The following is a 23517-nucleotide window of genomic DNA, read 5'->3' on the forward strand; positions in this document are numbered from 1 at the left end:
GTTCAACGTTCGCGATAGGCGAAAGCGGAGATGATAGCCCGATCTCCCCCCTTGCGGGGGAGATGCCCGGCAGGGCAGAGGGGGGTGTGACGGAGCGCAAACGCCGCCCTTTGGCCCGCCGCCTCAATCCGTCCACTTCACCTTGGTCAGATCATTCGCCTGGATCGGCGCATTCTCCCACAGGCCCTGCAGCTTGGCGTCCCAGACGCCGACCTTCGGCAGTTCATAGAGGAAGCCGACCACGGCGTCGTCGGCCAGGATCTTCTGTGCTTCGCCGAGCAGCGTGTTGCGCTTGGCGTCGTCGGAGGTGAGGTTCAGCTCGGCGATGATCTTGTCGAAGGCGGGGTTGTCGTAGTTGAAGTAGTAGTCCTTGCGCGAGTAGATATCGATGTCGTTGGGCTCGGTGTGGGAGACGATGGTCAGGTCGTAATCCTTCTTGGTGAACACCTGGTCCAGCCACTGCGCCCATTCGACCGGAATGATTTCCAGGTCGATGCCGACATCGCGCAGCTGCGAAGCGATGATCTCGCCGCCAAGCCGCGCATAGGAAGGCGGCGGCAGTTTCAGCATCGCCTTGAAGCCGTTCTCCAGGCCGGCTTGCTTCAGCAGCTCCTTGGCCTTGTCGACATTGTGCGGGTACAGGCCGGTGAGGTCGACATAGGCTTTGCTGGCGGGCGACATGTGCGAGCCGATCGGCACGCCGAGGCCGGCCGAGGCGCCGTCGATGATCGCCTTGCGGTCGAGCGCGAAGGCAATTGCCTGCCGCACCTCGAGCTTGTCGAAAGGCGGCTTCTTGTTGTTGATCGCCAGAATGGTCTCGCCCTCAGTCGAGCCGATCACCACCTTGAAGCGCGGATCGTCCTTGACCTGCGCGACGCTGTCGGGATCGAAGAAAGGGAAAGCCTGGATGTCGCCGGAGAGCAGCGCCGGCACGGCGGCAGCGGCGTCGGGAACGATGCGGAACTCGGCCTTGTCGAGGAACACCGGGGCGCCCCAGTAAGTGTCCGATTTCACCAGCGTGATCGACGAGCCCTTGGCCCAGCTCTGGAATTTGAACGGGCCGGTGCCGATGGGCTTTTCCTTGTTGGTGTCGGCGCTCTCGGGCGCCACAATCACCGCGTCGCCCCAGCCCAGATTGTAGAGGAACGACCCCTGCGGGTTCTTCAGCGTCACCTTGACCGTCGTCGGATCGACGACTTCGACCGTATCGATGGAGGCGAACAGGGCTTTTTGCGCGTTGACCGAATTGTCGGCGCGGGCGCGGTCGAGCGAGAACTTCACGTCGCCGGCGTCGAAATCGCTGCCGTCATGGAATTTGACGCCGGTGTGCAGCTTGAAGGTGTAGACCTTGCCATCGTCGGAAATGGCCCAGCTCTCGGCAAGGTCGGGCAGCACTTCGCCATTCGGACCGATGCGGGTCAGGCCCTCGAAGACGTTGGCGTAGAGCACTTCGTCGATCGCCGCGGCAGCACCGGCGGTCGGATCGAGATGTGGCGGCTCGAGCGTAATGCCGATCACCAGGTCGGTGCGTGCGGCAAATGCCTGACTGCCGGCCAGTGCCAGCACCGTGGCGGCAAGAATGGTTTTCCACAATTTCATCGTGCAACTCCCAAATGCTCGAACCCTGGTACGATAGAAGCGTGATTTCGAGGTGGAGTAAATTGCGTTTCGTGCTCTGCAGCGGCGCGGGGAGGAATGTTTTTTCAGCGAAGTCGATGGTTCAGTCCGCGGCCGTGCCCCTAAGCAGCACATTCAGCCCGATCGCCATCACCCTGGCCGACTCCACCATATCAGAGATACCGACCCATTCGTCGGGCCGGTGGGCGAGGTCCAAAATGCCCGGGCCATAGGCGATGCAATCATAGATGTGGCCGATGCGGGCGATGTGCTTCTGGTCGTAAGTGCCTGGTGAAATGACATAATCCGGCTCACGGTCGAAGATCGCCATGATGCCTTGCGCCACCGCCTTGACCACCGGCGCGTCGCGCTCGGTCATCAGCGGCAGCACCTCCATCAGGTCGCGAATCTCGTAGTCGAACTTTTTGCGCTCGCGCTTCAGCCGGTCGAGGATATCGGTCACCTCGCTCTTGACCGTGGCAAGGTCCTCCTCGAGCAGGAAGCGGCGGTCGATGGTCAGCCGGCAGGCGTCGGGCACGTTGGGTGAGGGCAGGCCGGGGCGGAAATCCTCGGTCTGGCCGCCATGGATCGAGTTGATGTTCATGGTCGAGCGCTTTGCGCCTTCGGGCACGACAGGCATGCGCGTCACCTTGCGGTCGAGCGCCGGAAACAGTTCATCCTCGAAGGCCTGCAGCACGGCGCCCATGTGGCGCACGGCATTGTCGCCGAGGAACGGCATCGAGCCATGCGCGATCTCGCCCTTGGTCTCGATCTCCGCCCACCAGACGCCGCGATGGCCAAGACAGATGCGGTCCTTGTTCAGCGGCTCGGGGATGATGACGTGGTCGACCTTGGGTTTCGAGAAATAGCCAAGCTTCGCCAGATGGGCGACGCCGCCGAAGCCGCCGGACTCTTCATCGACGGTGCCGGAGATTTCGATGGCGCCAGGAAAGTCGGGGAATACCTCCATGAAGGCTTCCGCCGCGATGATCGAGGCAGCCATGCCCCCTTTCATGTCGCAGGCGCCGCGCCCGTAGACCTTGCCGTCCTTCACCACGCCGGCAAAGGGATCGACGCTCCAGCCCTCGCCGGCTTCGACCACATCGATGTGCGAGTTGAAATGGACGCAGGCTCCAGGCGAGCGGCCGTCGAAGCGGGCGACGACATTGACGCGGGGATAGCGGTCGGTGTCGCCGGGCGTGCCTTCGGCGCGGATGAATTCGGTTTCGAAGCCAAGCCTGCCTAGGCGCGCACCGATATATTCGGCGCAGGGGCGATAGGCTTCGCCAGGCGGGTTGATGGTCGGGAAGCGGATCAGGCCGGCGGTCAGTGCGACCAGGTCATCAACACGGGCGTCTATCGCTTTGAAGAGTCGTTCGTTCATTCCCGGATTTGAGCAGGCAAGGGGGTGGTTTTGCAAGCATCGCGCCACTGGCGCCGAAACTTCGTGTCGCAGCGGCAACTATGGCGGGAAAATCGTTCAAATTCGCTGCTTTAGATTGGCGAATTTATCAAGGAGTGTGTGTTAGATCACTCACCTGTCGTTAAAAAGATGAAAAACCGCGTGATGACAGGGCAGGCAAGGGGCATCAAAGGGGTTTGATCTCATGACTAAAATCGTTCTCATGGCAGCTGCTTTTGCTGCGATGCTGTTCGGCACGTCCATCGAAAGCAGGGCTGCCTCGCTGGTGGCCAGCATCGACGTCTCGTCGCAGACCATGACCGTCAGCCAATACGGCCAGGTGCTTTATCGCTGGAGCGTGTCGACCGCGCGCAGCGGCTATTTCACGCCGCGTGGCACCTATCGGCCGCAACGCACGGCGCGGATGTGGTATTCGAAGAAATACCACATGTCGCCAATGCCTTACTCGGTGTTCTTCCATGGCGGCTACGCCATCCACGGCACCGGCGCGGTCAGGCAGCTAGGGCGTCCGGCATCGCATGGCTGCGTGCGGCTGCACACCGCCAATGCCGCGATGTTCTATGCGATGGTGCGCGAAGTCGGCTTCGGCAATACGCGGATCGTTGTGACGAACTGAGGCTTTCGACCACTTAAGATTGACGCTGCCCCTGGCCGGTGGCGTTGGCCTGTCCGCGCCGGCGGCGACGCCGGCCTGAGATTTCCCACCTTTTGTGGAACCACATCCACTGTCCCGGATCTTCGCGCACCCAGCGCTCGACCACGTCGGCGAGCAGTTGGGTGGTGGCCGCGACATCGACGCTGCCGCTTTCATTGCGCGGCAAGGTCAGCTTGTCCTCGATCTCGAGGCGGAAGCGGTTGCCTGGCAGCCGCACACATCGCGCCGGATAGACGTCGCAATCATAGTGACGAGCGAGCATGCCCAGAACCGGATTGCTCTGGCATGGGCGACCGAAGAAGATCGTCTCCAGCCCACTGGAGAATTTCTGGTCGACCAGCACGCCGATATTGCCGCCCTTCTCCAGAATCGACGCCAGCGCGAAGGAGGCGCCGGTCGAAGACGGCAGCAAGGCGCCCATGCTCGAACGCCGCGTCGAATGGATATAATCGGCGAGGTAAGGATTGTTGGGCGGACGAAACAGCGCCGTGATCTTCATGCCGAACGTCGCGGCTGCCACGGGCAGCAGCTCGAAATTGCCGAGATGGCCGGTGAACAGGATATGCGGTTTGTCCTCGCCAGCTATCTGATGGAAATGATCGGCGCCACCGACTTCGACGCGGCCGGGCTTCGCTGCCTTCGGATCATAATCGAAGAGCGCGTCAAGAAAGATGTATTCGGCGGCGAGCCGGGCCATGTTGCCCCACATGTCGGAGGCGATGGCCTCGATCTCGACATCGCTCTTTTCGGGATAGGCAAGGCGCAGATTGTCGATGGCGACACGGTGGCGCCCGACCCGCGGACCGATGCGCCGGGCCGCGCGGTCGGCGAAATTGAGCGCCCTGTCCGCGGGCAGGAGGCGCAGCAGCGAGATGATCGTCATCGCCACGCGCGCCACCAGCCAGTGCTCCATCTGGCGCAGTCTTCGGCCATAGCGGAACATGAAGTCCCGGCGGGCTTTCTTGAACACCGAGCCGGCCATTGTCCTAGGAAACGCGCAGGATGATCTTGCCGAACACGTCGCGGCCTTCCATGCGCTTCAACGCGGCGTCGATGCCGTCGAAGCCGACCTCGGTGTCGATGACAGGTGCGACCTGTCCCGCCGCCATCTTCTGCATGGCGTTGGCCATGTTCTCCATGCGGCAGCCGAAGGACCCAAGCAGCTTCAGCTGTTGCTGGAACAGCTGCATCAGATTGATCTGCGTCGACACGCCCGAGGTCGAGCCGCAGGTGACCAGGCGGCCGCCGCGCTTGAGGCACAGCATCGAGGCGGCAAAGGTGTCGGCGCCGACATGTTCGAAGACGACGTCGACGCCCTTCTTCCTGGTGAGCTTGCGCACGACGCCTTCGAAACGGTCGTCGCGGTAGTTGATGACGTGATCGGCGCCGAGGGCCTTGGCCTTGTGGATCTTGTCGTTGGAGCCGACCGTGGTGATGATGGTGCAACCCATGCGCCTGGCCAGCTGGATCGCCGCCGAGCCGATGCCGGAGCCGCCGGCATGGATGAGGATGGTTTCGCCGGGCTGCAGCTTGGCATTGTCGAACAGCATGTGCTCGACGGTGCCGAAGGTGACAGGGGCGACGGCAGCGCCGACATCGGTCACGCCGGGAGGGGCAGGGACCAGCAGGCGCGCCGGCAGGTTGATCTTCTCCTGCGCAAAGCCGTCGAGATGGAAGCCGTGGACGCCCGAGACATGTTCGCAGAGATTGTCACGGCCTTCGCGGCAGGCGCGGCAAAGGCCGCAGGTGCGAGCGCCGTAGATCGATACCAATTGTCCGGGCAGCAGGCTGGACACGCCGGGGCCGACAGCCTCGACCTCGCCGGAGGCTTCGGCGCCGACGACCAGCGGCAGCTTGCGCTTGGCGAAGGCCATGCCGCGCCAGCCCCAGACGTCGATATGGTTCAGCGCCACCGCCTTGATGCGCAGCGTGACTTCGCCCAATGTGGGGGGCGGCGGGGGCGGCAGGTCCACCGTTTCAAGACGGCGGTCCTCGATAAGTTGCAGTGCGCGCATGGAGCCTGTCAGTTCAGTCTGGCTGAAAAAGGTCGCTTAGACCGGTTCCCGCGCCATGACAAGGCAAGTGTTCTGGCCGCCGAAGCCGAACGAGTTCGAGAGCACGGTGCCGACTTCGGCATTGCGCTTCTTGTTGGGCACCACGTCGAGCACGATTGCCGGGTCGGGATTGTCGTAGTTGATGGTCGGCGGAATGACGCTTTCGCGCATGGTCATCAGCGAAAACGCCGCTTCGACAGCACCCGCCGCCGACAGCGTGTGGCCGATCATCGACTTGTTGGACGAGACCGGCATCGAGCCGATGCGATCGCCGAACACGGTCGACAGCGACAGATGCTCCATCTTGTCGTTTTCCGGCGTCGAGGTGCCGTGAGCGTTGACGTAGTCGATCTCGTCCTTGCTCAGGCCGGCATCCGCAAGGGCGGCGCGGACTGCTGCGATCGCCGGGGAACCGTCGGGCTTGGAACGGGTGCGATGGAAATCGTCGGCCTTTTCACCGCAGCCGCGCAGGATGCCGAGAACGCTGGCGCCCCGGGCAAGGGCTGCCTCAAGCGATTCCAGCACCAGAGCGCCGGAGCCTTCCGCCAGCACAAAGCCGTCGCGGTCCTTGGAGAAGGGTTTTGACGCCTTTTCAGGGATGTCATTGTGGGTCGACAGCGCCGAGAGCAACGAAAAGCGGATCAGCGCCTCGGCGGTTGCCGAACCGTCGGCGCCGATCGACAGCGCCCGGTCGCATTCGCCGCGGCGGATCGCTTCGACGCCGAGCTGGATGGCGGTGGCGCCCGAAGCGCAGGCCGTCGACAGCGTGATCGGCAGGCCGCGCGTGCCAAAGCGGTCGGCCAGCCGGTCGGCGATCGCGCCGAACTGCGTGCTTGCGAACGTATCTGTTTCCTTCAGCCCGCGCGCCACCCTGAGCAGCCTTTCGGCGCCGGCGCCTTTGCCGTCGGAATTGTAGAGCGCGAAGCGGTCGTGCCAGTCGAGTTCGACCGGCGGCGAGGCGAGGAACAGAGGCCCGCCAAAATCAGAGGAATCGAGGCCGGATTCGGCCACCGCCTCCTTCGCTGCGGTTTCGGCCAGCTCGTAGGTCAGCAGGCTGGCGCCTTTCGAGCTTGAGTCGAGGAAGTCGACCATGCCGGAGATGCGGGTGTTGAGGTGGTCGACGGGAAAGCGGGTGATCGGGTGGATGCCCGATTTGCCGGAGGTCAGTGCCGCCCAGTTATCGGCCTTGCCGATGCCGAGCGACGTTACCACGCCGATGCCGGTGACGGCGACGATCGGCCTGCCCATGTAATCTCTGAGATTGGCCATCCGGAACCTCTTAACTTTGCAGCATGATCGCGCAGCGCTGCTTCAAGCAGCGTTGACCAGCGCCATGCCCTCGAATTGGTGATAGCCGATCGCCGTTGCGAGCACGGTTTCGGGAATGCCTTCGAACGGCTTCTCGGCCGCGGCGTCGAAAACGGGGTAGGCGGCCTTGCGGTCGACGGCCAGGGCGGCGAGGGCGACCGCGAATGGAAACTGCGCTTCCTTCATATGCCCGGTCAGCGTCGCGAAGCCGCGCGCCGATATCGCCGGATTGGCATCCAGCGCTGCCTTTTCGGCTGACGTTGCGGTATGCGCCCCGGATGCGCCCGACAGGGCCAGCAACTTGCCGTTCGGGAGAGCCGCCTGTTTGAGCAATGCCGCGATCTCGGCGTCAAGCTCGCCGCGCGAGCGCCGGGCGCGGCCTGAGATGACCGGTCCGAGCTCGGCATAGATTTTCCGCCCACGGCTTTGCGCGTGTTCGCGCTGCTCCAGCACCAGGAAGGCGCCACCGGAGCCGGAGACCAGGCCGCCGCCCTCGGCGCCCTGTCTCTGCCAGACCGGCTTCCATGGGCCGCGATGCAGATAACCGGCCAGCTCATAGCCGAGCAGCATGTCGGAATGTTCGGTCTGGAAGGCGCCGCCGACCAGTATGTGCGTCGACTGTCCGGAGCGGATGCGCGCGGCGGCGGTCTCGACGGCGGCGACGCCAGCACCTTCCTCGCCCATGAAGGTCCTCGACGATCCCGTCACCTTGTGGACGATGGAGATGTTGCCGGCGAGCAGATTGGAGAGCTGGGCCAGGAAAAGCGTCGGCCGCAATTCGGTGGTCAGCTTCTCGTTGAGCAGCACGTCGCGGTCGTTGCGGCTCTCGGACGCGGCGAGGATGGCGGCATCGACCGCCTCGTCTCGCTCGCCGCCGCCGGCAGCGACAACCATGTCCATGGTCGTGCAGAGATCGTCATTGCCCTTGATGCCGGCGTCGTCCAGCGCCATGCCGGCGGCATAGGTGCCGAGCCTCTGCCATGTTTCCATCTGCCGCTGGTCGCCGCGCTTGGCGATCTGCAGGTTCCAGTCGATCTCCGGCAGTGGATGCACGGTGTAGGGCGCAAAGCGCGCGGCTTCGAGCACCGGCTGCAGGCCGGGCTGCGCCAGCTTCTGCCAGTGGGTATCCGGACCCTCTCCCAGCGAGGAGACAAGGCCGATACCGGTGATGACGACGTCGCGAGGGCTGCTCATGAGCGGCTTTGTGGGTCAGGCGGCGCAGCCCGTCAAGGCCGCGCGCCAGCCGATATCAGGCGGTCTTGGCGGCGACCAGCGCGTCGATCTTGGCGCACAGGTTCTTCATGACGAAGTAATCGTCGGTCGAAGCCTTGCCGTCATTGACTTCCTGGGTCCACTTTTCCAGCGGCACCTTGATGCCGAATTCCTTGTCGATGGCAAAGACGATATCGAGGAAATCGAGACTGTCGATGCCGAGATCGTCGATCGTGTGGCTCTCGGGAGTGATGGTGTCGATATCGATCTCGCTGGTGTCGGCAATGATCTTGGCGACTTTGTCGAACGTGGTGGACAAGGGCTCTTCCTTCGGTTGCGGGCGGAATCTGTCCGCATCTGGTTTGGGCGCTGTCTAATCGGTTTTTCCCGGCAGGAAAAGGCCTGATGCGCGGGGCGCAGATGGTATGGCCTTCCCATAAAGACAAGAAGGGCTGCCCGACAAGCCGGCGGCCCTTCCAGTTGACGTCACGTCAGATCAGTTTTTAGGGAGCTTGACCACTGGCTTTCTCAGAACGTGACGCGGCCGAGCACGCGCAAGCCATCGCCCTGCGGCTCGACCACCACCGCTTCGCCCTCGCGCGGCGAGACGCCGGTCAGCGCGACGATGTTTTCGAGATGCGTGACCATGACCAGATTGTCGGAACCGGTGTAGGCGCGGATTTCCTTCATCACCGCGTCGAGCTGCGCGGCCTTCTCGGTCGGATCGCTCTTCAGGAGGTCGAGCGGCGCAAAAAGCTCCGGCTCCGCTTCGAAGGCGATGCGGGCAGTGTCGAGGCAGCGGCAATATCGGCTGGACAGCACCCGCTCGATGGGGGCGGCGCGGGCGCCGAACAGCGCGCCGATCTTGCTCGCCTGCTGCTTGCCGCGCGCCGATAGATTGACCTGGGTGGCACAGTTGTCGATGACGAAATTGGCGGGGTCGGTGGTGCCGGTGACCAGTGCGTGGCGAAGCAGCACGACATGCCCGCCGTCACGCAGCAGCGCCCAGCCGGCGTCGGTCGCGTGGGCGACGGCGGGAACAGCAAGCAGGAACAGCGACAGCACAAATCGAATCATCGAAACCTTTCCGGGAGCCGGATGCCGGCTCCGGTCATTCTGATATAGGGATCGGAAAGCCGGCACAAAGACAAGCGAAAGGCGAACCCTCGGTTCGCTTCACATTTTCGCCATTTGCTTCTTCGCCAGCTCGATCTTCTGATCGGTGAGCGGGATAGGGATCGTGTAGCCGGCTTCGGTGAAGCCCTGCTTGGCGTTCTCGAAGAATTCGATCGCCTTGAGATATTCCGGCTTGCCCGCGCCATAGCTGGCGCGGTTCCAGTGGACGTCGCCGATATTGTTCTGCTCGAAGGCCCACTGCAGCGGCTGACTTTCGCGCGTAAACACCTTCAGCGCCGCCGTGAACGCCGCTTCGGCGTCGTTGAGATATTTGTCGGTCCGCTGGAGATTGCCGAGATTGAGCAGGCTCATACCGAGGCCATTTTGAGCGTTGGCCCAGTCGACCGGCGCGGCCTCGATGGTGAGTATTTCGAGCGCTGCCCGCCGCGCCGCAATCGAATCCTGCAGCATCTTGGCATCGCCATTGCTCATGCTCAACCAGTGCAGCGTCGAGCCCAGGCCGGCCTGGGCCATTGCCCATTGCCGCGGGTTGGTCTCGCGCTTGTACTCGCGCAACGCATTGCCGTAGGCGTCGACCGCCTCGCTGTAATGCTCGGGCTTGTCGGTGACGCCGCCGAGAAGCTGCAGCGTGTTGCCGAGATTGTAGTAGCTCATCGCCCAGTCCTGCGGGAACTTCCGCCTGACATAGACCTGCCGTGCCGCCTGGAAGGCTGCCGCCGACTGTTCCAGCTTGGCCGCATCACGCGTGCGCTGGCCCAGCGTCTGATAGATCGAGCCGAGATTGTTCTGGGCTGACGCCCAGTCCATCGGGAAGCGCTTGCGGGTAAACACCGTCAGAGCGTCGTCATAGGCAGCAGCAGCTTCTTCGAGCGTAGCCGTGCCCATATCGAAGCGGGCGATACCGCTCAGCGCATTGCCCAGGTTGAGGCGGCTGGTCGCCCAGGACACCGGGAAAGTTTCGCGGGTTCGCACTTCCAGCGCGGCGCGGAAAGCGTCGGCCGCCTCATTGATCTTGGCCTTGTCGTTGAGCTGGATGCCAAGCGTGACCAGCGTGTTGCCGAGATTGTTCTCGATCATCGCCCATTCTACCGGCGTTTTTTCGCGCGTGTACTCCTCGAGCGCGAGCCGGTAGGCGGCTTCGGCCTGCTTCAGATGCTCGCCGGTGGGTTCGCGTTCGGAGAGCGCATAGAGGGCGAGGCCAAGATTGTTCTGCGAAGAGGCCCAGTCCAAAGGCAGCTTGTCGCGCGGGCGCTTCTCCAGCGTGGCGCGCATTGCCGCCACCGCATCGTTCAGGCGCTTGGGGTCGCTTTCGCGTTCGCCGATCTTAAGCAGCACATTGGCCAGGTTGTTCTGCGCAGCGGCCCAGTTGCGATCATCTTTCTCGCGCTCGAAAACGGCAAGCGAACCGCGGAAGATCTGCGCTGCCTCTTCCAGATGCGCGGTCTCGGTTTCGCGTTCGCCGATGGTTTGCAGCACGACCGCCATGTTGTTGCGAGTGATTGCCCAATCGCGGCTCTGTTCGCCATTGGGAATGAAGTTCAAGATGACATGATAGGCCTCGATGGACTGTTGTAGTGCATCGAGGTCGCCGGTGGCGTAGCCATGAGCGTTCAACGCCTCGGCCTCCTGGTTCTTGTAGTTCCAGCGCAGCTTTTCGTCCCACTTCTCGACCAGCGAATACGCCTTGGCATAGTCGTTGGCGGCGGATTTGTAGTCGAAGACCAGCGCGGCGGCGTCGGCGCGTTTGGCATAGATGGCGGCGTCGGCGATGCGCTTTTGCCGGAGCAGGTCCTCGGCCTCGTCGACCGCACCGCTGTTTTCCTCGATCCGGCCGACCGCGTCGTCGAGGAATTTGCGCGCCGTCACCATGGCGCCCTGGCCTATGGCCTTGTCGGCGGATGCGACCAGGCGACTGATCTCGGGATCGTCGGTGCGCAGCGCGGCGCGCTCGGCCATCATCTTCTTCAGACGCTCGGCCTGGCTGTCCAGCACCTTCTGCAGGTCGTTGGGATCCTCAGGGATCTTTTCCGTGCCGAGCGCCTTGAGCACGCCGTAGAGCGCGTCAAGGGGCACGCCGTCCTGGAGAGAAGCCAACTCCACCTGAGCCCGCTTGGGATCGGGCAGGTCGGAAATGGTCAGCAGCAATTGCCGCCTCTCGCCGGTGATCAGCCCGTCGTCGCCGGTCGGTTCGGGCGGCGCGACGCCGAAATAGAGCAGGCGACGCAGGCTCTCGCTGACCCAGGGGCGCTGCTTTGCCTTGGTGTCGAGATAGACCTCCTCGGTTACCATGCGCATGACCGAGCCGAACTCGGTGCCTTTCATCGCGGTGAGGTGGCGCAGCAGGGCGGCGGCGTAGGGACTGTTTTCGCCGGCGACGCCATCGAGCGCCGGTCGGCCCGGCTCGGCGGCGAAGCCGACCACGGTTCCCAGGCTGGCATCATCCACTGAGGCATCGGCGAGGGCCTTGGCGCCGCGCACCGGTTCCAGCCCGCCGGCGCCGACGGGCTCGGCGGAAGCCGTCGGCCCGCGTCGCACGACCGCGTCCGGCGGAAACGGGTTGGTGCGGCAGGCGTCAAGCAGCACGATCGTCACCGGCATGGTCTTTTTCAGCTCGTCCATGACGGCTGAAATCGGCACCAGCGCCTCACCAGCATTTTTCAACGACGAGACGTCGGCGTCGACCGGCACCAGATAGTTCTCGCCGCCGGCCTCGATGCCGTGGCCGGAATAATAGATGAAGGCTACGTCGGCGCCTTCGGCGTCCTCGACAAACCGATCGAGATCGCGCTTCAGCTTGGCGGCATCGCGATCGGTGACGTTGCGGGCGTCGAAGCCGAGGTCGGTCAGCATCTTGGCCATGTCGCGGGCGTCGTTGGCCGGGTTGGCAAGGGCTGCGATGTGTTCGTATTTCGACTGGCCGATGATCAGCGCCACGCCCTTGAGACTTTTGGTCTCGGCGGCCTGGGCCTCAGATACGCCAAGGCAAAGCAGTATAACGACGAAACCCGCCAGCCACCCCTGTCTGACCAGCCACCCCTGTCTGACCAGCCACTCCCGTCTGAAATGACGCTGTTTCGGCGTCGCGACCATTCTTTGTGTCCGCCCTAATGATCCCAAGCCTGTATAGCGCTGTCACCCGACCATGATCAAATTCAGGCGCCGGCCGGATCGAGGATCGATTTCTGAAGATCAGGGCGATTGCACTGCAATCCGGGCTCGCCTATCCCTGAAAAATGTCGCCGCTCACGGAAACCGTTCTTTTCGTCTTCAGCCTTGTCGCGCTCGGCTATCTCGCCGGGCTCACCGGCTATCTAAAGCCGGCGAGCGGCGAGGGTATCGCCGAGTTCGCCATCAACGTGGCGATGCCGCTGCTGCTGTTTCGGACGATGGTGAATTCGGATTTCCACGGCGTGGCGCCCTGGTCGCTGTGGGGTGCTTATTTCGCGGCGGTTGCAATGACATGGGCCGCCGGCCATCTGGTGACGACACGGATCTTCGGGCGGGACGCGCGCACCGGCATCGTCGGTGGAGTGTCGTCATCCTTCTCGAATGTGGTGTTGCTGGGCATTCCCTTCGTTCTCGGCGTATTCGGGTCCAGCGGATTCGAAGTGCTGTCGCTGCTCGTTTCCGTGCATCTGCCGACCATGATGATGGCTTCGATCATCATGTTCGAGATATTTGGCCGCGGCGGCAGCGAGCCCGTACACCCGCTGCGCATCATCCAGAGCTTTCTGAGAAGACTGTTCACCAATCCGTTGATCATCGGCATCCTGGCCGGGCTGGCATGGCGCCTCACCGGCGCGCCGCTGCCGAACCTTGCCATGCGACTGGCCGATGCGCTGGCTAACACCGCCGGGCCGGTGGCGCTGTTCGCCATGGGGCTCAGCCTGCGCCGTTTCGGCATTTCCGGTAACATCCGACCGGCGCTGGCGCTGTCGACGCTGAAACTGTTCCTGATGCCGGCGCTGGTGCTCGGCCTGGTCTGGCTGTTTGGCCTGCCGCCCTTGACGGCCAAAGTGGCGGTCGTGGTGGCGGCGCTGCCGTCCGGCATCAATTCCTATCTCATCGCCGTGCAGTTCAACACCGGCCAGGCGCTGGCGTCGAACCAGATGACCATCGCCACGGCAAGCGCGGTTGTTACAACCGCCTTTTGGCTGACGGTGGTGGTGCATGTCTTTGGGTAGGCTTGGTCTTCTGTAAGGCTGGTCTTTGGCAAGGCTGGTCTTTGACAAGGCTGCGGCCCAAACTAATTTACATGTGAATTTTCTCTGGCGTTGGGCTGGCCCAAAGCCTATATGCCATCTTGCAATTGCTTGCCGGGCTTGCCCTAGGTAAAGAGCAGTGGCTTCAGCGTGTCGGCTCCGCCGCCATTGTGCACGCTCGTTCAAGAGATCCAGGAAACCGGCCCGTCAGTGCGCCGAACGGAGGCTAGACCATGCTGCAGAAAACCAGCCATTTCATGCGCCAGGCCAATCTCATCAACGGCGAATGGGTGCAGGCCGACAGCGGCCAGACGGTCGACGTCAACAACCCGGCCACCGGTCTCAAGATCGGCACCGTGCCGAAGTCGGGCAAGGCGGAAACCCGCCGCGCCATCGAAGCCGCAAGCGAAGCCTTCAAGACCTGGCGCAAGACGACCGCGCTCGAGCGCTCGAAGCTGTTGCGCAAGCTGCATGACGCGATGATGGACAATCAGGATGTGCTGGCCGAACTGCTCACCATCGAGCAGGGCAAGTCGCTCGCCGAATCCAAGGGCGAGATCGGTTCGGCCGCCGCCTATATCATGTGGTTTGCCGAGGAAGGCCGCCGCACCTATGGCGATGTCGTGCCATCGCCATGGGGCGATCGCCGCATCCTGGTGACCAAGGAGCCGGTCGGCGTCATTGCCGCCATCACGCCGTGGAATTTCCCCTCCTCGATGCTTGCCCGCAAGCTCGGCCCCGCGCTTGCCGCCGGCTGCACCGCCGTGGTCAAGCCCGCCTCGCAGACGCCGTATTCCGGCCTTGCATGGGGCGCGCTCGCCGAGGAAGTCGGCTTCCCAAAGGGCGTCATCAACATCCTCACGGGTGCTGCCGGCGAAATCGGCGACGAGATCTGCGCCAATCCGCTGGTGTCGAAGATCACCTTCACCGGCTCGACCGAGATCGGCAAGCTGCTGATCCAGAAGTCGTCCGTCACCGTCAAGAAGGTCTCGATGGAACTCGGCGGCAATGCGCCGTTCGTGGTCTTCGACGATGCCGACCTCGATCGCGCCGTCGCCGGCGCCATCACCGCCAAATACCGCAATTCAGGCCAGACCTGCGTGTGCACCAACCGCTTCCTGGTGCAGGCCGGCATCTACGACAAGTTTGTCGAGAAGCTGGCCGCTGCCAGCAATGCGCTGAAGGTTGGCTCGGGCCTGGAAGAGGGCGTGCAGCAGGGACCGCTGATCGACGTGAAGGCGGTCGAGAAGGTCGAGGAATTCATCGCCGACGCCACGTCGAAGGGCGGCAAGGTCGTTGCCGGCGGCAAGCGCCACGCGCTTGGCGGCTCATTCTTCCAGCCGACCGTCATCGCCGATGCGAAGCCTGACATGCGCTTCATGAAGGAAGAGATTTTTGGCCCGATCGCCCCGGTGTTCAAGTTCGAGACCGAGGAGGAAGCCATTGCGCTTGCCAACGACACCGAGTTCGGCCTTGCCGCCTATTTCTACACCGGCGACCTCGGCCGCGCCTTCCGGGTCATGGAAGGCCTGAAATACGGCATGGTCGGCGTCAATGAAGGCCTGATCACCACGCCGGAAGCGCCGTTCGGCGGCGTCAAGGAATCGGGCCTCGGCAAGGAAGGCGGACATCAGGGCATCGAGGACTATCTCGACACCAAATATGTCTGCATCGGGGGTCTCGGCCTCTAAATCATTGACGGGCAGGGCAGGCCGCGGGCCGGCCCTTGCCAGACGACATTCAGCCGGCCTGGAGCGGTTCAGCGTTTCACGGAAACGCCGAACCGCTCCAGTTCTTTGTTTTTTGCAATTCCGGACGGAAAACCGTTTCACACTTTTCCTGGAATTGCTCTAAGTCGATAGATCGACGAATTAGCATTTGGACATAGCGATGAAGGACGGCGAAGTCTTCGGCACGACGCAGGCGGGCGAACCCGTTCGCCGTTTCACCATCCGGGGCGGCGGCATCAGCGCCAACATCATCGGGCTCGGCGCAATCATCCAGGATCTGCGCCTCGCCGGCCACGATGCGCCGCTGGTGCTGGGCTACGACCGCTTCGAGCCTTACGAGACCGACCGGGCCTTCTTCGGCGCGGTCGTCGGCCGTTACGCCAACCGCATCCGCGACGGCCGCTTCACCATTGCCGGCCAGCGCTACCAGACCGAGCGCAATTTCCTCGGCAAGCACACGCTGCATGGCGGTTCGGAGGGCTTCTTCCAGCGGCCGTGGACGGTTTCGCTGCATGGCCGGGATTTCGTCACCCTGACCCTGCACGATCCCGAGGGCACGATGGGCTTTCCCGGCGCGCTCGACGTCACCTGCACCTACCGGCTGAAGATTCCCGGCACGCTCTCGATGGAGCTGACCGCCACCTGCGAGGAGCCGACGCTGTGCAATCTGGCGCAGCATTCCTATTTCAATCTCGACGATGGCGGCACCGGTGACATTCTCGACCACCGGCTGATGCTGAATGCCGGCGCCTATACGCCGGTCGATGGCGAGATGATCCCGACCGGCGTCGTCAAACCTGTCGACGGCACGCCCTTCGACTTCCGCCAGGCGCGGCCGCTGCGCATGGAAACGGAAGGCGAGCAGCTTCCCTACGACGTCAATTTCTGCCTGGCGTCAGCCCGGGGCCCGCTTCACCAGGTGGCGTGGGCGCAAGGCGCCAATTCCGGCGTCGAGATGGAAGTCTGGACCACCGAGCCGGGCCTGCAGCTTTACACCGGCCAGTATGTCGCGCCGACCTCGGGCGGCCTGGACGGACGGCGCTACAAGGCGTTTTCCGGCTTTTGCCTGGAAGCGCAGACCTGGCCCGACGCGCCGAACCGGCCCTATTTCCCGCAGGCCACGCTGTGGCCGGGCCAGATCTATCATCAGGTGACGGAATATCGTTTCAGGCTTCCCTAAGGTCTTAGCCCTCGAAAGCGGTTCTTAGAACCTCGAACGGCGCCAGCGCGCCTCGCACCTGCACGACAGCGGCGGCGACGCGATGCGCGCGCTGCACGGCATCCGCCGGGGCATGGCCGGCAAGCCGGGCGGCGAGATAGCCGCCATTGAAGGAATCGCCGGCGCCGGTGGTGTCGACCGGGGTGGCGACATGCTGGGCCGGAACCGGCTGCAGGGCTCCGCCAGTGGCGATCAGCGCGGGTTCCTCGCCATTCTTGACGACGACTTCGCCGACCAGTTTTCCGAACCGCTCGGCGGTCGCTTGCGATGCCGTGTCGCCAAACAGCATCTGCTCGTCGGGAAAGGTCGGCAGCGCGATGTCGGTGACGGCAAGCGCGTCGAGGATCGCGGCTTGCGCCTCCTCGCGGCTCTGCCACAGGCGCGGCCGGTAGTTGGGGTCGAAGGCGACGAGCGAACCGGCAGCCCGCGCCTTGGACACTTCCGCCAGCAACGTCTTGCGCGCGGCGGCATCCAGAATTGCCAAAGTGATTCCGGAAAAATACACAAGAGCCTGGTTTTCAAGGCTTTTTGCCAAGGCGGCCGGGTCCGAGGCGAGCCGCCTGGCCGCCGCGTCGCTGCGCCAGTAGGTGAAGGCGCGTTCGGCGCCGGTCAAGGTGATGGCGTAGAGGCCGGGCCGCGCGCCTGGGATGACCGGGCTGGCGCCGATGTCGATGCCGTTTTCGGCGAAGAACGAAATCTGGCCCTGCGAGAAGGGATCGTCGCCGAAGGCCGAGACATAGGTCGCCGGCCGCTCGCCGCTCAGCGCATGCAGCGCCCACAGCGTGTTGAACGTGTCGCCGGCAAAGCCCATGCGCCAGTTCGGCCCGGCCTGGCCGGACAGCTCGAGCATGCATTCACCGATCGAAGCGACGCCGTCTGCTGCCATGTATCTGTCTCCGGATCAGTTCGCTGCTGTAGCTTTTTGCGGCCGGCAGCGCCATGCTTGGCGGCGGCGGTTTTTTGCGCCAGAAGCGTTTTCCCACAGAAGCGGCGGGACGCGAATTGCTTCCCGAGACGTTATGCCCAGAAGAGGAACCGGTTTGGCATCGATATGGCGTTATCTTCTTGCGGGCGTTGGTCTGGCCGGCTTGCTGGCTGGCATATTGGCGATCGTCTATCTGACCGCGCCGCAGTCGGCGCCGGGCCCGGATATTTCGCGCTCGAAGAAGACGGCGAACGGCTTGTTTGTCGCCAGCATTCAGCCGGAACGCGGCGTTATCCGGCAAGGCGAACTGCAATCCTGGTTGCTGACCCTGAAGACGGTCAACGGCGATTCCGTGGAAGGTGCGGCGATCTCGGTGTCCGGCGGCATGCCGCAGCACAATCACGGCTTGCCGACCAGTCCGCAGGCGACCGATTATCTTGGCGAGGGGCGCTACAGGATCGAGGGGCTGAAATTCACCATGAGCGGCGTGTGGCAGTTGCGCTTCGCCATTTCGGCGGCGGCCGGTTCCGACACGGTCGTCTTCAACGTGGTGCTGTGAGCGGATGAACGGCCTGTTGCGCCTTCTGGCATTGGCGGCGGTCGTGCTCGTTGCCGGCTGCGGCAAACCGGATTTTTCCGATGCCGAGAAGAAGACCATCGCTTCGCTGGCGCTGAACACCTTGCCGGCGCTCAAACCCGACACCACCAACCGCTTCGCCGACGTGCCGGCCGCCGCCGCCCTGGGCTCCACTCTGTTCTTCGATCAGGGGATGAGCCGTGACGGGAACGTATCCTGCTCGACCTGCCACAAGATCGACCGGCAATTCCAGGATGACCTGCCGCAATCCGTCGGCGTTGGCCGAACCAACAGGCGCTCGATGCCGCTGGCCGGCATTGCCCGCAATCCGTGGTTCTTCTGGGATGGACGGCGCGACAGCCTGTGGGCGCAGGCGCTGACGCCGCTGGAAAACCCGCTTGAGCAGGCGGGGAACCGCGCGGCCTTCGCGCATTACATCCAGAAGCGGTTCGGCGAGCGCTATGAGCGCATCTTCGGGCCACTGCCGGATCTTTCCGCCGTGCCGGCCAACGCCAGCCCGCTCGGCAATGAGGCCGAGCAGGCGGCGTGGAAGGCAATGACCGCGGCGCAAATGGACGACGTCAACCGCGTCTTTTCCAACATCGGCAAGGCGATCGCCGCCTTCGAACGGTCGATCGAACCGGCACAGACGCGCTTTGACCGCTTTGCCATCGATCTTGCGTCAGGCGCCAAGCCGAAAGCCGACGATGCCTTTTCGCAGGAGGAGATGCTCGGGCTGAAACTGTTCATCGGCAAGGCCAATTGCGTCACCTGCCATAACGGCCCGCGCTTCACCGACAACGCTTTCCACAACACCGGCGTGCGGCCGGTCAGGGATTTGCCATTGGATCGCGGCCGTTTCGATGCGGTGGCCCAGGTTCAGGCCGACCCATTCAACTGCTTCGGCGCCTTCCGCGATGGCGACGCCGGCGCCTGCGGAGAACTGCGCTTCATCGTCAAGGCAGCACCCGAACTGATGCGTGCCTACAAGACGCCGTCGCTGCGGGGCGCGGCGACACGGCCGCCCTATATGCATGCCGGACAGTTCTCCACGCTGGAGGAGGTGGTGGCGCACTACGCGAAGGCGGAGGCGGCCGTTGAAGGCACCTCCGAAGTGCACCCGTTGCAACTGTCGGACCGCGAACGCGCGGCGCTGGTGGCGTTTTTGAAGACGCTGTCGGAGTGAGCTAGCGATCCTTCACCGTCTCCATCGCCACGAAGGTCGAGGTCTGGGCGACGTGGGGGAGCGCCGAGATGCGCTCACCGAGAACACGGCGATAGGCGGCGATGTCGGTGGTACGGACTTTCAGGAGATAATCGAAGCTCGACGCCATCATGTGGCACTGCTCGATCTCCGGCACGGCCTGCACCGCGCGATTGAAAGCATCGAGCGCGGCCGAGCGTGTGTCCGACAATTTGACCTGGACGAAGGCGACATGACCTTCGCCCATGCGCTCGCGATCGATGATCGCCTGATAGCCCCTGATATAGCCGTCCTTCTCCAGGCGCTTCACCCGCGCCTGCACCGGCGTCTTCGACAGGCCGACCTTGCCGGCCAGTTCCGACATGGACAGCCGCCCGTCGCGCGCCAGCGCCGACAGGATGTTTCTGTCGATGCGGTCCAATTGGTCTCCTGTCACGGATATCACAGTCCATCTGATAACAATTTAGCCGCATGATAGACCGCTCGGCCTGCCATGTCGATTTCTTTGGACCGCCCGAAAATGCGGCTCTGTGCTAGCTTGCGCCATTCGGTCCGGCGACCGCCGGCCCGCTCCCAGATGCTTGCTCCGCAGGACCGCCATGCCGCTCGACACCATCCGCCAGCAGATCCGCGCCAACTACCTGCCCGACGAAGACGCGGCTGTGAAGCGCCTGGCTGCCGCGACAGAACTTTCGGCCGATGACCGCAAAGCCGTCTCGGCCCGTGCCGCGGATCTGGTGCGCGCGGTGCGCGGCTCGTCCGACCCGCGGCTGATGGAGGTTTTTCTCTCGGCCTACGGCCTCTCCACCAAGGAAGGAGTGGCGCTCATGTGCCTGGCCGAGGCACTGCTGCGCGTGCCTGACACCGAGACCATGGACGACCTGATCGCCGACAAGATCGCACCGCATGACTGGTCGGCGCATTCGGGCGGTTCGAGCTCGATCTTCGTCAACGCCTCGACCTGGGCGCTGATGCTGACCGGCCGTGTGCTCGACGAAGGCGAGGGCGGCATTGAAGGCACGCTGCGCTCGATGGTTCGCCGGCTGGGCGAACCGGTGATCCGCAAGGCGGTCGCCGCCGCCATGCGCGAAATGGGCGAGCAGTTCGTGCTCGGCCGCACCATTGCGGAAGCCGTCAAGCGCGGCAAGTCGATGATCCAGAAAGGTTATCTCTATTCCTTCGACATGCTGGGCGAGGCCGCCCGCACCGAGGCCGATGCGCTGCGCTACCTCAAGGCCTATGCCGACGCGATCTCCTCGCTGGATTCAGGCTCCAACGGTCCCGATATCCGCCAGAACCACGGCATCTCGGTCAAACTGTCGGCGCTGCATCCGCGCTATGAAGAGGCACAGAAGGAAAAGATGCTGCCGGTGATGGCCGAGCGGCTGCTGTCGCTGGCGCTGGCCGCACGCCATTCGCGCATGGGCCTCAACATCGACGCCGAGGAGGCCGACCGGCTCGACCTGTCGCTCGATGTGATCGAGCGTGTGTTGTCCGAGCCGGAGCTTGCCGGCTGGAATGGCTTTGGCGTCGTCGTCCAGGCCTACGGCCCGCGCGCGGCCTTCACCATCGACTGGCTCTATGCGCTGGCGGAAAAGTACGACCGCAACATCATGGTGCGGCTGGTCAAGGGCGCCTATTGGGACACCGAGATCAAGCGGGCACAGACGCTGGGGCTTTCCGGCTACCCCGTCTTCACCCGCAAGGCCAACACCGATGTTTCCTACATGGCCTGCGCCAAAAAGTTGCTGTCGATGACCGACCGCATCTATCCGCAATTCGCCACGCACAACGCCCATACAGTCGCTGCCGTCCTGTCGATGGCTGACAACCGTGACGCTTTCGAATTCCAGCGCCTGCACGGCATGGGCGAGGCGCTGCATGAGACGGTGCGCCAGGCCGAAGGCACGCGCTGCCGCATCTATGCGCCGGTCGGCGCGCACTCCGACCTCTTGGCCTATCTGGTTCGCCGCCTGCTGGAGAATGGCGCCAACTCCTCCTTCGTCCATCAGCTCACCGACGAGGACGTCGAGCCGGAGGATATTGCGCGCGATCCGCTCGAGACGGTCGAGAGCCAGGGCCCCGCCGCCAATCCGGCAATCGCTCGTCCTGCAACGATCTTCGGCGCTGGTCGGCGCAACTCGAAGGGGTTCGACATCACCGATCCGGTGACGCTGGCGGCGATCGACAAGGCCAAGGCGGCCTTTGCCGGGCCCGAGCGCTGGCATGCCAAGCCGATCACGCGCGCCGCCGGCTACGGCAAGCAGCGCCCGGTGGTCAATCCGGCAAAGCCTGCCGAGATCGTCGGCACGGTCGCCGAAGCCGCTGCCAAGCAGGTCGCGACCGCGGTGCGCTTTGCTGTGGAAGCGCAGCCGGCCTGGGCGAAGCGTCCCGTCGCCGAGCGCGCCGCCATCCTCAACCGCGCCGCCGACCTCTATGAGGCCAATGCGGTCGAGTTTTTCGCGCTGGCTACAAGGGAAGCCGGCAAGTCGCTGGCCGACGGCGTGGCTGAAGTGCGCGAAGCCGTCGACTTCCTGCGTTACTACGCTGCCGAAGCGGCCAACAACGAAGCGGGCACCGAGGCGCGCGGCGCGATCGTGTGCATTTCGCCGTGGAATTTCCCGCTCGCCATCTTCACCGGCCAGATCGCGGCAGCGCTCGTCACCGGCAATTCGGTCATCGCCAAGCCAGCCGAACAGACGCCGCTGATCGCCTTCCGCGCCGTCGAGCTGCTGCGCGAGGCCGGCGTGCCGGAAGATGTGATCCAGCTTCTGCCGGGCGACGGCCCGTCGGTCGGCGGACCGCTGACCGCGGATCCGCGCATTGCCGGCGTCTGCTTCACCGGCTCGACCGAGGTTGCAAAGCTGATCGAGAAGCAACTGGCCGAGACAGCTGCGCCCGACGCCATGCTGATCGCCGAGACCGGCGGTCTCAATGCCATGATTGTCGATTCCACAGCACTGCCCGAACAGGCGGTGCGCGACATCCTGGCGTCCGCCTTCCAGAGTGCGGGCCAGCGCTGCTCGGCGCTGCGCGTGCTTTACGTGCAGAAGGATGTCGAGAAGAAGATGCTGGAGATGCTGAAGGGCGCCATGGAAGCGCTCACCATCGGCGATCCCTGGCAGATTTCGACCGATGTTGGGCCGGTTATCGATGACGAGGCGCAGAACTCGATCCGCGAGTATTGCACCAAAATGGGGCTGCAGGGCCGGCTGATCGCCAAGCTCGAAGCACCCAAAGATGGCCGCTTCGTTGCGCCGCATGTGTTCCGGGTCAAAGGCATCGAGGAGATGGAGCGCGAAGTGTTCGGTCCGGTGCTGCATGTCGCCAGCTTCGACGCCGACGGGATCGACGCCGTCATCGCCGCCATCAACCGCAAAGGCTATGGCCTGACCTTCGGCCTGCACACCCGCATCGAAGGCCGCGTCCAGCATTTCGTCGACGGCATCCATGCCGGCAACATCTATGTCAACCGCAACCAGATCGGCGCCGTCGTCGGCTCGCAGCCCTTTGGCGGCGAGGGGCTTTCGGGCACCGGGCCGAAGGCCGGCGGGCCGCATTATCTCCGGCGGTTCCGCAAGGGGCCGGAGGCGGGCACGGAGATTGCCGAGGGCCACAAGGTGACGGCGACCGAACTGGCCGACAATCTGCCCGATCCGACGCTTGGCGGCTGGTCGACGCGGCCGGACCGCATCGCCATCTTGAGAAAGCATCTGCGCGGCAAGGGCGCTGCAGCGATCGGCGCTGCAGCCGCCATCGATTTCGGCCAGGTCGACCTGCCCGGACCGACCGGCGAGGCCAACACGCTGTCGCTGTCGCCGCGTGGCCGGGTGCTGTGCCTCGGTCCGGACGCCGACACGCTGCTTGCCCAGACGATCCAGGCGCTGGCCGCCGGCAATGCGGTGCTGGCCGTGGCGCCGAGCGCGCCGGCGGCACTGTCGGCGCTGACCGGCAAGGGGTTGCCGCTGGCGGCCATAGACGGTCGGCCAGACCCAGTCGAAGCGCGTTCGCTGCGCGTCCATGTCGTCGCCTTCTCGGGCAGGCCCGAGGCGGCGCGGATCGTGCGCAAGGTCATTGCCGACCGCAGCGGGCCGATCGTGCCGCTGGTCAGCGAGGTGCTCAACCCGGCGGCCTATGCGCATGAACGCGCTGTCTGCGTCGACACCACGGCCGCCGGCGGCAATGCCAGCCTGCTCGCGGCGGCCTAGGGGGCTTTTCGCGGCTCGCTTGCCTGCGTCGGGTTGCAAGGGTATG

Annotated in this window: 18 protein-coding genes; 7 read left to right on the forward strand and 11 right to left on the reverse strand. The window is 64.1% G+C overall.

Annotated elements, in window-relative coordinates; genetic code table 11:
- Positions 1–123 precede the first annotated feature (123 nt).
- Positions 124–1599 carry an ABC transporter substrate-binding protein gene (locus NLY42_RS18760; RefSeq protein WP_023753412.1) on the reverse strand — a complete coding sequence of 492 codons (1476 nt, stop codon included), beginning with the start codon at positions 1597–1599 and terminating at the stop codon, positions 124–126.
- A gap of 121 nt (positions 1600–1720) precedes the next feature.
- Positions 1721–3001 carry an acetylornithine deacetylase/succinyl-diaminopimelate desuccinylase family protein gene (locus NLY42_RS18765; protein ID WP_023753411.1) on the reverse strand — a complete coding sequence of 427 codons (1281 nt, stop codon included), beginning with the start codon at positions 2999–3001 and terminating at the stop codon, positions 1721–1723.
- Between the two features lie 223 nt (positions 3002–3224).
- On the opposite strand from NLY42_RS18765, the gene NLY42_RS18770 reads away from it, so the two are divergent.
- The gene (locus NLY42_RS18770; RefSeq protein WP_023681747.1) at positions 3225–3656 is read left to right on the forward strand and encodes a L,D-transpeptidase; all 432 of its coding nucleotides are present in this window, start codon (positions 3225–3227) and stop codon (positions 3654–3656) included.
- 13 nt (positions 3657–3669) lie between these two features.
- Here NLY42_RS18770 and NLY42_RS18775 read toward each other — a convergent pair whose 3' ends face one another.
- The 7 genes from NLY42_RS18775 to NLY42_RS18805 all read right to left on the reverse strand — a co-directional run bounded on the left by NLY42_RS18775 (position 3670) and on the right by NLY42_RS18805 (position 12496).
- Entirely contained in the window at positions 3670–4677 is a 1008-nt protein-coding gene (locus tag NLY42_RS18775) for a lipid A biosynthesis lauroyl acyltransferase (protein WP_031196649.1), read from the reverse strand.
- A gap of 4 nt (positions 4678–4681) precedes the next feature.
- Complete coding sequence (locus NLY42_RS18780) at positions 4682–5710, reverse strand: zinc-binding dehydrogenase (RefSeq protein ID WP_023753409.1); 1029 nt, start codon at positions 5708–5710, stop codon at positions 4682–4684.
- A gap of 36 nt (positions 5711–5746) precedes the next feature.
- Entirely contained in the window at positions 5747–7018 is a 1272-nt protein-coding gene (locus tag NLY42_RS18785; RefSeq protein ID WP_023753408.1) for a beta-ketoacyl-ACP synthase, read from the reverse strand.
- 42 nt (positions 7019–7060) lie between these two features.
- Positions 7061–8251 (reverse strand): beta-ketoacyl-ACP synthase, encoded by a 1191-nt coding sequence (locus tag NLY42_RS18790; RefSeq protein WP_023753407.1) that lies wholly within the window; start codon positions 8249–8251, stop codon positions 7061–7063.
- A 55-nt stretch (positions 8252–8306) separates the two neighbouring features.
- Positions 8307–8588: an acyl carrier protein gene (locus NLY42_RS18795; protein ID WP_010909964.1), complete on the reverse strand. Its 282-nt coding sequence runs from the start codon at positions 8586–8588 to the stop codon at positions 8307–8309.
- A 209-nt stretch (positions 8589–8797) separates the two neighbouring features.
- Positions 8798–9346: a histidine phosphatase family protein gene (locus NLY42_RS18800; protein ID WP_023753406.1), complete on the reverse strand. Its 549-nt coding sequence runs from the start codon at positions 9344–9346 to the stop codon at positions 8798–8800.
- 99 nt (positions 9347–9445) lie between these two features.
- Positions 9446–12496, reverse strand: a complete 3051-nt coding sequence (locus tag NLY42_RS18805) for a caspase family protein (protein ID WP_023753405.1) — start codon at positions 12494–12496, stop codon at positions 9446–9448.
- Between the two features lie 143 nt (positions 12497–12639).
- Between NLY42_RS18805 and NLY42_RS18810 the strand changes: the two genes are divergently transcribed.
- The 3 genes from NLY42_RS18810 to NLY42_RS18820 all read left to right on the forward strand — a co-directional run bounded on the left by NLY42_RS18810 (position 12640) and on the right by NLY42_RS18820 (position 16518).
- Positions 12640–13590 carry an AEC family transporter gene (locus NLY42_RS18810; protein ID WP_023735255.1) on the forward strand — a complete coding sequence of 317 codons (951 nt, stop codon included), beginning with the start codon at positions 12640–12642 and terminating at the stop codon, positions 13588–13590.
- A gap of 251 nt (positions 13591–13841) precedes the next feature.
- Positions 13842–15299, forward strand: a complete 1458-nt coding sequence (locus NLY42_RS18815) for an NAD-dependent succinate-semialdehyde dehydrogenase (RefSeq protein WP_023753404.1) — start codon at positions 13842–13844, stop codon at positions 15297–15299.
- A gap of 193 nt (positions 15300–15492) precedes the next feature.
- Positions 15493–16518: an aldose epimerase family protein gene (locus tag NLY42_RS18820; protein ID WP_023714373.1), complete on the forward strand. Its 1026-nt coding sequence runs from the start codon at positions 15493–15495 to the stop codon at positions 16516–16518.
- 4 nt (positions 16519–16522) lie between these two features.
- Here NLY42_RS18820 and NLY42_RS18825 read toward each other — a convergent pair whose 3' ends face one another.
- Complete coding sequence (locus NLY42_RS18825; RefSeq protein WP_023725631.1) at positions 16523–17443, reverse strand: sugar kinase; 921 nt, start codon at positions 17441–17443, stop codon at positions 16523–16525.
- On the opposite strand from NLY42_RS18825, the gene NLY42_RS18830 reads away from it, so the two are divergent.
- Both NLY42_RS18830 and NLY42_RS18835 read left to right on the forward strand, forming a co-directional pair.
- Entirely contained in the window at positions 17367–18041 is a 675-nt protein-coding gene (locus NLY42_RS18830; protein WP_245260578.1) for a FixH family protein, read from the forward strand. The two genes, NLY42_RS18825 and NLY42_RS18830, sit on opposite strands and share 77 nt — an antisense overlap.
- 4 nt (positions 18042–18045) lie before the next feature.
- Entirely contained in the window at positions 18046–19245 is a 1200-nt protein-coding gene (locus tag NLY42_RS18835) for a cytochrome-c peroxidase (RefSeq protein WP_023696486.1), read from the forward strand.
- A 1-nt stretch (position 19246) separates the two neighbouring features.
- Here the strand turns inward: NLY42_RS18835 and NLY42_RS18840 are convergent, their stop codons facing one another.
- A complete protein-coding gene (locus tag NLY42_RS18840) occupies positions 19247–19699 on the reverse strand; it encodes an Lrp/AsnC family transcriptional regulator (RefSeq protein ID WP_023688158.1) in 453 nt (150 codons plus the stop codon).
- 163 nt (positions 19700–19862) lie between these two features.
- Between NLY42_RS18840 and putA the strand changes: the two genes are divergently transcribed.
- The gene (gene putA / locus NLY42_RS18845) at positions 19863–23471 is read left to right on the forward strand and encodes a bifunctional proline dehydrogenase/L-glutamate gamma-semialdehyde dehydrogenase PutA (protein ID WP_023753403.1); all 3609 of its coding nucleotides are present in this window, start codon (positions 19863–19865) and stop codon (positions 23469–23471) included.
- The last annotated feature ends 46 nt before the right edge of the window (positions 23472–23517 follow it).

Source organism: Mesorhizobium sp. C372A (assembly GCF_030323245.1).
GTDB lineage: Bacteria > Pseudomonadota > Alphaproteobacteria > Rhizobiales > Rhizobiaceae > Mesorhizobium.

Coding starts and splice junctions, on each gene's coding strand:
- NLY42_RS18800 (WP_023753406.1), bottom strand. CDS start 9,346: ATGATTCGATTTGTGCTGTCGCTGTTCCTGCTTGCTGTTCCCGCCGTC.
- NLY42_RS18770 (WP_023681747.1), top strand. CDS start 3,225: ATGACTAAAATCGTTCTCATGGCAGCTGCTTTTGCTGCGATGCTGTTC.
- NLY42_RS18810 (WP_023735255.1), top strand. CDS start 12,640: ATGTCGCCGCTCACGGAAACCGTTCTTTTCGTCTTCAGCCTTGTCGCG.
- putA (WP_023753403.1), top strand. CDS start 19,863: ATGCCGCTCGACACCATCCGCCAGCAGATCCGCGCCAACTACCTGCCC.
- NLY42_RS18805 (WP_023753405.1), bottom strand. CDS start 12,496: ATGGTCGCGACGCCGAAACAGCGTCATTTCAGACGGGAGTGGCTGGTC.
- NLY42_RS18775 (WP_031196649.1), bottom strand. CDS start 4,677: ATGGCCGGCTCGGTGTTCAAGAAAGCCCGCCGGGACTTCATGTTCCGC.
- NLY42_RS18785 (WP_023753408.1), bottom strand. CDS start 7,018: ATGGCCAATCTCAGAGATTACATGGGCAGGCCGATCGTCGCCGTCACC.
- NLY42_RS18825 (WP_023725631.1), bottom strand. CDS start 17,443: ATGGCAGCAGACGGCGTCGCTTCGATCGGTGAATGCATGCTCGAGCTG.
- NLY42_RS18815 (WP_023753404.1), top strand. CDS start 13,842: ATGCTGCAGAAAACCAGCCATTTCATGCGCCAGGCCAATCTCATCAAC.
- NLY42_RS18780 (WP_023753409.1), bottom strand. CDS start 5,710: ATGCGCGCACTGCAACTTATCGAGGACCGCCGTCTTGAAACGGTGGAC.
- NLY42_RS18760 (WP_023753412.1), bottom strand. CDS start 1,599: ATGAAATTGTGGAAAACCATTCTTGCCGCCACGGTGCTGGCACTGGCC.
- NLY42_RS18765 (WP_023753411.1), bottom strand. CDS start 3,001: ATGAACGAACGACTCTTCAAAGCGATAGACGCCCGTGTTGATGACCTG.
- NLY42_RS18790 (WP_023753407.1), bottom strand. CDS start 8,251: ATGAGCAGCCCTCGCGACGTCGTCATCACCGGTATCGGCCTTGTCTCC.
- NLY42_RS18830 (WP_245260578.1), top strand. CDS start 17,367: ATGCGCCAGTTCGGCCCGGCCTGGCCGGACAGCTCGAGCATGCATTCA.
- NLY42_RS18835 (WP_023696486.1), top strand. CDS start 18,046: ATGAACGGCCTGTTGCGCCTTCTGGCATTGGCGGCGGTCGTGCTCGTT.